General features: G+C 72.0%; 8 protein-coding genes. 4 read left to right on the top strand and 4 right to left on the bottom strand.

The genetic code is table 11. From position 1 onward, the window contains the following. Window positions 1-293: 293 nt before the first annotated feature. Window positions 294-1,448: a TadA family conjugal transfer-associated ATPase gene (locus BUE44_RS32435; RefSeq protein ID WP_073502604.1), complete on the bottom strand. Its 1,155-nt coding sequence runs from the start codon at window positions 1,446-1,448 to the stop codon at window positions 294-296. Beyond that, the gene (gene ssd, locus BUE44_RS32430) at window positions 1,445-2,554 is read right to left on the bottom strand and encodes a septum site-determining protein Ssd (protein ID WP_073502603.1); all 1,110 of its coding nucleotides are present in this window, start codon (window positions 2,552-2,554) and stop codon (window positions 1,445-1,447) included. The genes BUE44_RS32435 and ssd overlap by 4 nt, the downstream gene beginning before the upstream one ends. Before the next feature lie 439 nt (window positions 2,555-2,993). Here ssd and BUE44_RS32425 point away from each other — a divergent pair, with 439 nt between their 5' ends. Continuing rightward, a complete protein-coding gene (locus BUE44_RS32425) occupies window positions 2,994-3,839 on the top strand; it encodes an HAD family hydrolase (RefSeq protein WP_073502602.1) in 846 nt (281 codons plus the stop codon). A gap of 458 nt (window positions 3,840-4,297) precedes the next feature. Here the strand turns inward: BUE44_RS32425 and BUE44_RS32420 are convergent, their stop codons facing one another. Continuing rightward, the gene (locus BUE44_RS32420) at window positions 4,298-5,158 is read right to left on the bottom strand and encodes a Fic family protein (protein WP_073502601.1); all 861 of its coding nucleotides are present in this window, start codon (window positions 5,156-5,158) and stop codon (window positions 4,298-4,300) included. A 106-nt stretch (window positions 5,159-5,264) separates the two neighbouring features. On the opposite strand from BUE44_RS32420, the gene BUE44_RS32415 reads away from it, so the two are divergent. Then, on the top strand, window positions 5,265-6,344 hold the full coding sequence (locus BUE44_RS32415) for an ATP-binding protein (protein WP_107415917.1): 1,080 nt from the start codon (window positions 5,265-5,267) through the stop codon (window positions 6,342-6,344). Here the strand turns inward: BUE44_RS32415 and BUE44_RS32410 are convergent. Next, a complete protein-coding gene (locus BUE44_RS32410) occupies window positions 6,325-7,776 on the bottom strand; it encodes a polysaccharide deacetylase family protein (RefSeq protein WP_073502600.1) in 1,452 nt (483 codons plus the stop codon). The two genes, BUE44_RS32415 and BUE44_RS32410, sit on opposite strands and share 20 nt — an antisense overlap. Before the next feature lie 180 nt (window positions 7,777-7,956). On the opposite strand from BUE44_RS32410, the gene BUE44_RS32405 reads away from it, so the two are divergent. Then, window positions 7,957-10,308 (top strand): bifunctional SulP family inorganic anion transporter/carbonic anhydrase, encoded by a 2,352-nt coding sequence (locus BUE44_RS32405; protein ID WP_407640084.1) that lies wholly within the window; start codon window positions 7,957-7,959, stop codon window positions 10,306-10,308. Between the two features lie 87 nt (window positions 10,309-10,395). Continuing rightward, a complete protein-coding gene (gene acs / locus BUE44_RS32400) occupies window positions 10,396-12,354 on the top strand; it encodes an acetate--CoA ligase (RefSeq protein WP_073502599.1) in 1,959 nt (652 codons plus the stop codon). The last annotated feature ends 172 nt before the right edge of the window (window positions 12,355-12,526 follow it).

The raw sequence follows: 12,526 nt of genomic DNA, 5'->3' as shown, positions 1-12,526 counted from the left end.
CGGGCACGGCCCTCGTCGCCCATCCCCGAGTCCCGGCACCGCGGTGCATGGCACAAGGACGCCCGACGGGCACAGCCCTCCCCGACCGCGAGCGGCATGACCGAAACCGCCCGACTCGCTCACGGCCCGCCTCCGCACCCGCACACCGGCCCCGACGGCTCGCTGCTTCCGCAGCCCGCCGGCCGCGCCGGCGAAACGCCCGCAATAGCCCGCGGCGGCACCTGGCGCGTACCGCACGCCACCGCCCGGGGCGCCCCGCCCCTGCCGCCCACCGGTGCCGCCGGCCCGGCGCTTCATGACGCGCCCCGCGCGCACAGCTGCCTCAACCGCTGCCAGCCCGGGCCGCGCTCGTACTGGCCGAGGCTGTTACGCAGGAGTGCGGGCACGGTGCCGACCAGGCCGTCGGGGCCGCGGTGCAGCACATGGATTTCGGCGACCCGGCGCAGGCCCGCGCTGTCGCGGGCCAGGTGGACGACCAGCGACAGGGCCGCCGCCAACTGGCTATGGAGGGCGGCCCGGTCGAGGCCCGCGGTCGAGCCGAGGGCCTCCAGCCGGGCCGGGACATCCGCCGCCGCGTTGGCGTGGACGGTCCCGCAGCCGCCTTCATGGCCGGTGTTCAGAGCGCTGAGCAGATCGGTGACCTCGGCGCCGCGCACCTCGCCGACCACCAGGCGGTCGGGCCGCATCCGCAGCGCCTGGCGGACCAGGTCCCGCAGGGTGACCTCGCCCGCGCCTTCCTGATTGGCCGGGCGGGTCTCCAGGCGGACGACATGCGGGTGGTCGGGCCGCAATTCCGCGGAGTCCTCGGCGAGCACGATGCGCGCCGCGGGGTCGACCAGACCCAGGAGGCAGGACAGCAGTGTGGTCTTGCCCGACCCGGTGCCGCCGCTGATCATGAAGGACAGCCGGGCGTCCAGCACCGACCGCAACAGCGCGGCGGTCCGGGCGTCCAGGGTGCCGGCGGTGACCAGTTCGCCGAGGGTGAAGGCGCGGGAGCGCACCACCCGCAGCGACAGGCAGGGTGAGCCGACGACGACCGGAGGCAGCACCGCGTGCAGCCTGGTGCCGTCCGGCAGCCGGGCGTCGACCCAGGGGCGCGCGTCGTCGAGCCGCCGGCCGGCACTGGTGGCCAGCCGCTGGGCGAGCCTGCGGACAGCGGCGGCATCGGCGAAGCGGACGGTGCCGCGCTCCAGACCCCTGCCACGGTCGATCCAGACCTCGTCGGGTCCGTTGACCAGGATGTCGGTGACCTGCGGGTCGGCCAGCAGCGGCTCCAGCGGGCCCGCCCCGACCAGCTCCGACCTGAGGGCGCCGACCACGCCGAGCACTTCGGTGTCGCCGAGCAGCCTGCCCTGGGCGCGCAACGCGGCCGCGACCCGGGCGGGCGTCGCCTCGCCGCCGTGCTCGGCGAGCCTGAGCCGTACGGCGTCGAGCAGCTCGGCGCTCATACCGCCACGCTCCCGCCGCCAGCCAGCGCCTGCGCGAGGAAGGCGGTGCAGAAACGAGCGAGCGGCCCGCGGCCTGACGCACCCGGTGGTCCGCCGCCGCTGAGGGCGTCGACGGCCCTGCTCTCCAGGGGCAGCTCACCGGCCAGCGGGAGTCCGACCAGGCGGGCGGTCTCGCGGTCGTCCAGCCCGGCGGCGAAGGGGCCGCGGGCCACCACCCGCAGGTCCTTGAGGACCATGCTGACGGCCGCGGCGACCCGGGTGGCGGCCGCGACGGCGCGCAGCTCGGCCGGCACGATCAGCAGGCCGACGTCGATCTGGGCCAGGGTCTCGGCGACCGCCTCGTCCACCCGGCGCGGCAGGTCGACCACCACCACCCCGCCGCGGCGCCGGGCGGCGCCGAGCACCGACCTCATGGCCTGCGCGGGGATGAGCACGGAGTCGCCCCGGTCCCAGCTGAGCACGCTCAGCGATTCGAGCCGCGGCAGCGATTCCTCCAGCGCTCCGCTGTTGACCCGGCCCCGCGAGTCGGCGAGGTCGGGCCAGCGCAGCCCGCCGGTCCGCTCCGCCCCGACCAGGATGTCGAGGCCGCCGCCGAGCGGGTCACCGTCGATCAGCATGGTGCGGCGGCCGGCCCGCGCCGCGGTGACGGCGAGAGCGCAGGCCAGCGTGCTGGCTCCGGCGCCGCCGCGGCCGCCCACCACCCCGATGGTCAGGGCGGGTCGGCCGACGCCTTCCGCGATGTCGGCGATCCGGTCGACCAGCCAGGTCTCGGCGTCGGGCAGCAGCAGGACGTGATCGGCACCCACGTCCAGTGCTCTGCGCCACACCTCGGAGTCGTCCAGATCCCGCCCGACCAGCAGGACGCCCTTGCGGCGGGCCGTGCCGCGCACCCGGTCGGTCGCCTCGGCGCCCACCAGGACCAGCGGAGCGCTGTCCCAACTCGACGCGCGAGGCGGCGCCGCGAAGACGACTTCCGGTTCGGAACCGGCGGCCGCGCACAGGCGCAGCAGGTCGTCGAGGAGCCTTTCGTCATCCGTGACAATCAGCGGTCCGCCCGGACGTTCGCCTGCGGCCCGCGGTGGTTCGGGCGTGATGGATCCGAACATTTCTCTGCCCCCGTCGCTTGAGGTGCGAGCACGGCGTGCGTCGCTGAGATCAGCTTGGGGGGAGAAGCGGGAATTGAGATGATCTTGGTCGGAATCTGTGGACAACTCGGTGATTGTGGATAACCCGACACCCACATGGGTGACTTCGCGAGAAGCGGGCAACGATTACGGAAGGTCACACGTCATATCGATCAGAAGCCGCACACACGCGAAGGAGACCCCGATGGCCGAGCACGGCACGCGACCCGGCCGGAGGCGGCAGAACGGGTCCGGACATGCGACGACCCCCGCCGGGGGGGAGAGCGGGGGTCGTCCCCACGGTCCGACTCGGGGGGGGGGAGGAGCCGGACCGGGTTAGCACGGTCGCGAACGATCCGTGACTTCCATGGTGTACCCGATGGCCTTCTGGAGCAAACCCACACGCCGGGCCTTAGGCCGAATGGTGGTTGCCTATGCTCGTCCTGTGGAAAACCACCTGCCACCGCGCACCGCGGCGTTCTTCGATCTCGACAAGACCGTCATCGCCAAGTCCAGCACGCTCGCCTTCGGACGATCCTTCTACCAGGGCGGCCTCATCAACAGGCGCGCGGTATTGCGCACCGCATATGCCCAGTTCGTGTACTTGGTCGGCGGCGCAGACCACGACCAGATGGAGGGCATGCGCAAATATCTCTCCGAGCTGTGCCGCGGCTGGAATGTCCAGCAGGTGCGGGAGATCGTCGCCGAGACGCTGCACGATCTGATCGACCCGATCATCTACGACGAGGCGGCCTCGCTCATCGAGGAGCACCACGCCGCCGGCCGTGACGTCGTCCTCGTCAGCGCCTCCGGTTCGGAGGTGGTCGAGCCGATCGGCGAGATGCTCGGTGCCGACCACGTGGTGGCCACCCGGATGGTGGTGAAGGACGGCGCCTACAACGGCGAGATCGAGCACTACGTGTACGGGCCCGCGAAAGCCGAGGCGATCGAGGAACTCGCCCGCTCGGAGGGCTACGACCTGGAGCGGTGCTTCGCCTACAGCGATTCGGTGACTGACGTTCCCATGCTGGAGTCCGTCGGCCACCCCTACGCCGTCAATCCGGACCGGGCGCTGCGCCGGGAGGCCGTAGTGCGCGAATGGCCGGTGCTCACTTTCAGCCGTCCGGTGCGGCTGAACCAGCGCATCCCGTCGCTGTCGATGCCGCCCGGCTCGGTGCTCGCCGCGGCCGCCGTGGGAGCCGCTGTGGCCACGGCGGGGCTGGTCTGGCTGGCTGCCCGCAGACGTCGGCCGGTTGTTATGGTCTGATTTCGACCGAAAGTAAAGAAATGCGGCCAGGGGTTTCCCTACCGGCCGGTCGGCGGTAAAAAGGGTGGTAGCGGCCCGCGAGACCACGGACTTCCGAGAGGAAGACCGCAGTTCACAGCAGTTGGCCCACGGACCGAGCACGAAAGCGGGGCACCCACGCGTAGCCGACCCGCCAACCGGGCCAGCCGCACCAGGTAACGGGCGAAGTCCCCGACCTGATCGGCACCATTCGAGCACGCACTGGTAACCCGGCGAACGTGCCAGCGGCGGCACCTCTCCGGTGCCGCCGCATCATTTTCCGGCCACAGCGCCCACGCGCACCCGCGGGCGCAAGGGATCGAGCGACCTGCGCGGCGGGCGTAAGGCATCGGACCGCTGCGCGACGGGCGCACGAGACCCGTCCCCTGCGCGGTGGGCGTACGAGACCCGCTCCAGGAACGGCCCGTAGCGACAAGAGATCAGGCGGCGCCGCGCTGCAGGGCCTCGCAGACCGCCACGCTCTCGCGTGCGCCCAACTCCAGGGCCCGGCCGCAATGGCCGATCCATTCAGCCATGCCTTCGGGAGTGCCCGAGGCGTAGCCCTCCAGGGCCCGCAGGTAGCCGGCCCGGCCCAATTCCGCGTAGCCGACCTCGGCAGGGCAGATGGATTTCGGGTCCAGGCCGCTGCCGACCAGCACGATGCGCTCCGCGGCTCGGGCGACCGGGCCGTTGAAGGAGCCGAAGGGGCGCAAACACAGCAGTTCGCCGTGCACGACCGCCGCCACCACCAGCGCGGGCGCCGCGGTGCCGGCAAGTAGCAGCGCGGTCAGGCCGTCGAGCCTGGCATTGACCTCGGGGGGCTCGGGCAGGTCGATCTCCGCGACCGAGACCAGCGGCTCGTCCACCGGCTCTCCGGCGAGCCTGGGCCGCCCAACCGCGTCGTCCGCAGCGGCGCCGCTCGCCGCCACCAGGTGCAGCCTGGCCAGCGCCTGCATCGGTGAGCGGCGCCACACCCCGAGCAACTGGCCGGCCTCCGCGGTCAGCCGCAGCGCGGCACCGACCGTGCGGGCCTGGTCGTCGGCGGAGAAGTCGGTGCGCCGACGGACCTCCTCCAGCGACCAGTCGGCGCCGGCCAGCGCGGCCGACCCGCGGGCACCGCGCAGCGCCGCCTCGGACGTCACCTCGTCCGACCGGCGGCGCATCACCCGGTGTCCATAAAGTTTGTCCACAGCGCCCCGGACGGCGTCGACGGCCTCGGGCACGCCGGGCAGCGTGCCGAGTACGACCATCGGGTCGGTGGACAGCCCCTGGGCGGCGGACGGATCAGCGTTCGTAGCCATGCACACGACCCTACGCACCGCGCGACAGGGCAATCGACCACGTTCGAGTGGCCTTCCCCACTCCGGCCGCTCATCCTCCGTGACCATCCGACTACTCTTGGCGACCATGAAGATCGCTTTCGTCGGAAAGGGCGGCAGCGGCAAGACCACGCTCTCGTCGCTGTTCATCCGCCATCTCGCCGCCGCCCGCGTCCCGGTCTTCGCCGTCGACGCGGACATCAACCAGCACCTCGGCCCGGCGCTCGGCCTCACCGAGGAAGAGGCCGCTGCGCTGCCCGCGCTCGGCGCGCACCTGCCGGAGATCAAGGACTATCTGCGCGGCACGAACCCGCGAATCACCTCCGCGGAGACGATGATCAAGACCACCCCGCCCGGCTCGGGTTCCCGCCTGCTGCGGATCACCGGCGCCGAGGACAATCCCGTGCACGCCGCGTGCGCCCGCCAAGTGGCGTTGGAGGACGCCTCAGTGCGGCTGATGGTGACCGGCCCCTTCAACGAGTCCGACCTGGGCGTCGCCTGCTACCACTCCAAGGTGGGGGCGGTGGAGCTGTATCTGAACCACCTCGTGGACGGCCGGGACGACTATCTGGTGGTCGACATGACCGCGGGCAGCGACTCCTTCGCCTCCGGGATGTTCACCCGCTTCGACCTGACCTTCCTGGTGGCGGAGCCGACCCGCAAGGGCGTCGCCGTCTACCGGCAGTACCGGGACTACGCCCGCGACTTCGGTGTCGCGCTCGCCGTGATCGGCAACAAGGTCCAGGGCGCCGACGACCTGGCCTTCCTGCGCGCCGAGGTGGGCGACGACCTGCTGGTCACCGTCGGGCAGTCCGACTGGGTACGGGCCATGGAGAAGGGCCGCCCGCCGCGCTTCGAACTCCTGGAAGCGGCCAACCGGCACGCCCTGCGGACGATGCACGAGCGGGCCGACGCCGCGTACGCGCACCGCGACTGGGCGCGCTACACCCGGCAGATGGCGCACTTCCACCGCAAGAACGCGGAGAGCTGGGGGAATGCGAAGACCGGAGTCGATCTGGCGGCCCAGATCGACCCCGGCTTCGTCCTGTGCGAGGCCGCGCTCACGGAGACGGCCCTGGGCGAGGCCGCATTCGCCGAGACCGCCCTCGGCGCGCCCGCGACGGCGGACGGCGCAAGGACCGAGCCGGTCAGCGCCCAGCCGGCCTGACCGCCTCGGACGGCACTCCGGGGGAAGCGGGCACCCCGGGTGCGGCCGGGGCGGCGGGGGCTGTCGGCGTGGCGGGCGCCCCGCGGAGGTAGGTGCCCCAACCGCCCTTCGGGGCCTGCCCGACGTCCAGGCCGCGCAGGCGGTCGAGCACCGCCGGGTCCTGCATGTCCAGCCAGTCGGCGAGCTGCTTGAACGACACGCACCGCACGTCCTGCTGCCCGCAGACCTCCTTGACGGTGTCCTCGACGGCCTTGAGGTAGACGCCGCCGTTCCACGACTCCAGGTGGCTGCCGACGACGAGCGGTGCGCGGTTGCCGTGGTACGCACGGTCGAAACCGGCGATCAGGCCGTCGCGCATCTGCCGGCCCCAGGAGGCGTACTGCTCCCGGTCGGCCGTGCCGTCGTCCGGCGTGCCCGACTGGATCGACAGGAAGCCGTCGTCGCTGGACAGCGTCTCGGTGTCCCGCCCGGGAACAGGGATGTCCTGCAGCGGGAAGTGCCACAGCCCGTCCGTGCGCGACGGCCAGATCTGGGGCTGGCCGGAGGGGTCCGCGGTGTAGCGGAATCCGGCCGCCTTCGCCGCCGGTGCCAGTCCCGGAGGGTCCGTACGACAAGGGGGGCGCCCGCCGACGACGCCCTTCACGTAGTCGAAGGGCAACGGGTCGAGCGTGCTGAGGCCGGTGGCGGTCCTCCAGTGCTGGGTGAAGTCCTGCGCCTGCCGGATCTCGCCGGCCCACTCCTCGGGGGTCCAGGCCCCGGGGCCGCTGTCGGCGGCATCCTCGGCACCGGCATCAGCGCCGGCCGCGACACCAGCACCAGCACCCCCACCAGCGCCTGCCGCGGCGCCGCTCGCGCTCGCCGCCTGGTCGGCGGCGTCGCCGTCCTGACCGCAGAAGTGGCCGTTGAAGTACGTGCCGATCTCGCTGCCTCCGGCCCACGCGAGCCGCAGTTCGTGCACGGTGTCGGCGATCGTCGCCCGGTCGGTGAGGCCGGTGTCGGAGGTGCCCCGCGGGTGGCGCGGCGGCGCGTAGAGGTCCTTGTGGTCGGCGGGCAGCAGGGTGGTCCCGCTGAGGAAGTACGTCATCGCAGCGCCGCCGCGCTCGCCGATCCCGCGGACGGAGGACAGCAGCCGCCGGGAGTCCTCGACGGCGCCGTTCCAGGAGAAGACCACGAACTGCGGAGGCTTCTCGCCGGGCCGCAGGCGGTGGAAGTCCGGCTGGTACGGCTGCGGCCCGGTGTCGGCGGTGGAACCGTCGCCGATCGACCGCAGGACGCGGGGCACCTGCGGCACGACCTCGACGGCGGGTCCGCCCGGCGCGTCCGAGCCGCGGTGGGCGGCCGCGCCCGAGGAGCATGCGGTGGTGCCGAGGGCCAGTACGGCGGCCGCGGCTCCCGCGGCGACCAGGGTCGGCGTCTTGCGTACGGAGTGCATTCGTACCTCGCATCGCAGAGGGTCGGCGCGGGTGGCCACGAGCTGGACTCCAAGCTGACACGGTCACCTTCGGTGGCCGAAGCGACCGGCTCGCTCATCTGCCGAATCACTCGATAGCAGTAAATAAGGGCCGGATCCGACCTCCGGGCTTCACTCTCCGCATTCGATCCATTACTGTCTATTTACCGGCTCTTGAGCGTAGCGAGTAGTGACACTGCGCTACCGAGTCCCGCCGCCCACCGAAGGAGACGGGAAATGAGACTCCGCAGAAACCTCCATCGATCCGACCTGTCCGCCTCGATCACGGTCTTCCTGATCGCTGTCCCCCTCTCGCTCGGCATCGCGCTGGCGACCGGCGCACCCCTCCAGTCCGGCCTGGTGGCCGCGGCGGTCGGCGGTATCGTCGCCGGCCTGCTCGGCGGCGCGCCGCTCCAGGTCAGCGGCGCCGCCACCAGCCTTGTCGTGATCACCGCCGATCTCGTCCAGCGGTACGGCTGGCGGGCCACCTGCGCCGTCACCGTTCTCGCCGGGCTCGTGCAGCTGCTGCTCGGGGGGCTGCGGGTGGCCAGGGCGGCACTCGCCGTCAGCCCCGCCATCGTGCACGGCATGCTGGCCGGCATCGGTACGGTCATCGCCGTCGGCCAGCTGCACGTCGTGCTCGGCGGCAGCCCGCAGAATTCGACGCTCGACAACATCGCGGCCCTGCCCGACCAGTTGATCCACAGCCATCCCGCGACCCCTTTCATCGGCGCGATCACGGTGGTCGTGCTGCTCGGCTGGCCGCGACTGAGAGGCCGGGTGGGCGAGGCGCTGCGGAAGATCCCGGCGCCGCTGGCCGCGGTGGCGCTGGCGACGCTGGTAGCCGCGAGCCTGTCGGTGCCGAGGGTCGAGCTGCCCGCCTGGCAGACGCCCGCGCTGCCCGTACTGCCGGAAGGGCCGGTCCTCGGGGTCGTCACCGTGGTCCTGACGGTGACTCTGGTGGCGAGCATGGAATCGCTGCTGTCGGCGGTCGCGGTGGACGCGCTGCAGTCCGGTCGGCAGGCCGGCGCCCAGGTCGCCCCCGCGAAGCTGGACCGGGAGCTGCTCGGCCAGGGCGCGTCCAACATGCTGTCGGGCCTGCTCGGCGGGCTGCCGATCGCAGGGGGTGCGATGCGCGGCTCGGCGAATGTCGAGGCGGGCGCGCGGACCCGGCGCGCCACCGTGCTGCACGGCGTGTGGGTGCTGCTGTGCGCCGGCGTCGCGGGACGCGTGCTGGAAGCGATCCCTCTGGCGGCACTGGCGGCACTGGTGATGCTGGTGGGGGTGCGGATGGTGAGCTTCGCGCACATCCGCCACGTCCAGCGGCACCGCGAATTCCCGGTGTACGCGGCGACACTGGGCACGGTGGTGGTCTTCGGGGTGCTGCAGGGAGTGGTCGCGGGCGGCGCGGTGGCCGTCTTCCTCGCGCTGCGGAGCCTGACCCGCACCAGGGTCACCGTGACCGAGGAGGCGCACTGCCACCGGGTGCGGGTGACCGGGCAGTTGACGTTCCTGGCGGTGCCCCGGCTGACCAGGGCCTTCGCCCAGGTGCCGGACGGGGCCAATGCCGTGGTGGAGCTGGACGGGTCGTTCATGGACCATGCCGCGTACGAGGCGCTGCGCGGCTGGTGCGCGCGGCACAGGTCGCGCGGCGGTCGCGCGGTGTTCGGCGACGGCGCCGGACGGGCCGTCAGCGCGCCCGCAGGCGCGCATGCCTGCCGCCCGTGGACGTCGTGGCGCAATCACCACTGCACCCGGTCGGAAGTGATGCCGGCCACCAGCGGCGGGCAGTTGCTCGGCGGGGTCAGCGCCTTCCAGCGCAATACGGCCCCGCTGGTCCGCGAGGAGCTGGCCCGGCTGGCCCGCGAGGGGCAGCGGCCCGGGCAGCTGTTCCTCACCTGCGCCGACTCCCGGCTGGTCACCAGCATGATCACCTCGAGCGGCCCCGGGGATCTGTTCACGGTCCGCAATGTCGGGAATCTCATGCCGCCGCCGGGCTCCGACGCGTCGTGCGACTCGGTGGCCGCCGCCGTCGAATACGCGGTGGAGGTGCTGGAGGTCTCCAGCATCACGGTGTGCGGGCACTCGGGGTGCGGTGCGATGCAGGCGCTGCTGGGGTCCGGTCACGAGCCGGGCGCGCAGACCCCGCTGGCCCGCTGGCTGCGGCACGGCAGACCGAGCCTGGCCCGCATGTCCAGGATCGGCCGGCTGGGACGCGGCGAAGTGGCCCTCGCCGACCGCCCGGTGGCCGACGACCAGGAGCGGCTCAGCCTGGTCAATGTGATGCAGCAGCTGGACCATCTGATGGCTCACCCGTGCGTGGCCCGCCGGGTTTCTGAGGGGGCGCTGCAGTTGCACGGCATGTATTTCCACGTCGGCGAGGCGCAGGCGTACATCCTGGACCGATCGACCAGCGTGTTCGCCGCGGTGCGGCCGGAGGCGGGTCAGCAGGCGGTGCCGGCGGCCGACGGCGGGCCGGAGCCGGAGGCGTACGGACTGACCGCAAAGGTCTAAACCAATTTGGGGTGAACCCTTGTCAGGGTGCGCCAGGACTGATGAGGTAGTGTTGGGACATCTGGGACACCCTGACAAGGAGCTGGCGTGAGCAGCAACGAGAGCCTGGCCAACCTGCTGAAGGAGGAGCGGCGGTTCGCTCCCCCGGCGGAGTTGGCGGCCGCCGCGAATGTGACCGCGGCTGCGTATGAGCAGGCCGACGCGGACCGGCTGGGTTTCTGGGCCGCCCAGGCCCGGCGGCTGAGCTGGGCGACCGAGCCGACCCAGACGCTGGACTGGTCGAACCCGCCGTTCGCCAAGTGGTTCGCCGACGGCGAGCTGAACGTGGCCTACAACTGCGTCGACCGCCACGTGGAGGCCGGCAACGGCGACCGTGTCGCCCTGCACTTCGAGGGCGAGCCGGGCGACAGCCGGTCGATCACCTACGCGGAGCTGAAGGACGAGGTCTCCCGGGCGGCCCACGCGCTGGGCGAACTGGGCGTCGGCGTGGGCGACCGGGTCGCGGTCTACCTCCCGATGATCCCCGAGGCGGTCATCGCGATGCTGGCGTGCGCCCGGATCGGCGCGGCCCACTCGGTCGTCTTCGGCGGCTTCTCCGCCGACGCGGTCGCCTCGCGTATCGAGGACGCCGACGCCAAGCTGGTCATCACCGCCGACGGCGGCTACCGGCGCGGCAAGCCCTCCGCGCTCAAGCCCGCCATCGACGACGCGGTCTCACGCACCCCGCAGGTCGAGCACGTCCTGGTGGTCCGCCGCACCGGGCAGGACGTGGCGTGGACCGAAGGCCGTGACGTGTGGTGGCACGAGATCACCGGCCGCCAGTCGGCCGAGCACACCGCGCAGGCCTTCCCCGCCGAGCACCCGCTGTTCATCCTCTACACCTCCGGGACCACGGGCAAGCCCAAGGGCATCCTGCACACCTCCGGCGGTTACCTGACCCAGACCAGCTACACCCACCACGCGGTCTTCGACCTCAAGCCGGCCACCGACGTCTACTGGTGCACCGCCGACATCGGCTGGGTCACCGGCCACTCGTACATCGTCTACGGGCCCCTGGCCAACGGCGCCACCCAGGTGATCTACGAAGGCACCCCCGACACCCCGCACCAGGGCAGGTTCTGGGAGATCGTCCAGAAGTACGGGGTCACGATCCTCTACACCGCGCCCACCGCGATCCGCACCTTCATGAAGTGGGGCGACGACATCCCCGCGAAGTTCGACCTGAGCAGCCTGCGGGTGCTGGGCAGCGTCGGCGAGCCGATCAACCCCGAAGCGTGGATCTGGTATCGCGAGCACATCGGCGCGGGCAAGACCCCGGTCGTGGACACCTGGTGGCAGACCGAGACCGGCGCCATGATGATCAGCCCGCTGCCCGGCGTCACCGCGACCAAGCCCGGCTCCGCCCAGACCCCGCTGCCCGGCATCGCCGCCACCGTCGTGGACGACGAGGCCAACGAAGTGCCCAACGGCTCCGGCGGCTACCTGGTCCTCACCGAGCCCTGGCCGTCGATGCTGCGCACCATCTGGGGCGACGACCAGCGCTATCTCGACACCTACTGGTCACGCTTCCCTGGCCGCTACTTCGCCGGCGACGGCGCCAAGAAGGACGACGACGGCGACATCTGGCTCCTCGGCCGCGTCGACGACGTCATGCTCGTCTCCGGCCACAACATCTCCACCACAGAAGTCGAGTCCGCACTGGTCTCCCACCCCAAGGTCGCCGAGTCCGCGGTCGTCGGCGCCACCGATGCCACCACCGGCCAGGCCATCGTCGCCTTCGTCATCCTGCGCGGCACCGCCCAGGACAGCACCGACCTCGCCGCCACCCTGCGCGACCACGTCGGCAAGACCCTCGGCCCCATCGCCAAACCCAAGCGCATCCTCATCGTCTCCGAGCTGCCCAAGACCCGCTCGGGCAAGATCATGCGCCGCCTCCTGCGCGACGTCGCTGAAAACCGCGAACTCGGCGACGTCACCACCCTCACCGACTCCTCCGTCATGGACCTCATCCAGACCCGGCTGCCCAGCGCAGCCAGCGAGGACTGACCCACCGCACGAAGGGGAGGGGACGTCCGGGCGCACCGGGACGCACCCTCCCCCGTACGGACCAGCCTGACGTGATGTCGCGTCAGGATGGCGGCAAGACTGAGGGGAGCGCCGGGAAGTCTGGTCGGCACGCAGCGCTGCTGTGTCCACAGCCGGTCGAACGACTCCCAGG

Origin of the sequence: Actinacidiphila paucisporea, assembly GCF_900142575.1 — a bacterium.
Taxonomy (GTDB): Bacteria; Actinomycetota; Actinomycetes; order Streptomycetales; family Streptomycetaceae; genus Actinacidiphila; species Actinacidiphila paucisporea.
The sequence above is the reverse complement of the archived record's forward strand: the minus strand, read 5'-3'. Positions and strand labels throughout refer to the sequence as shown.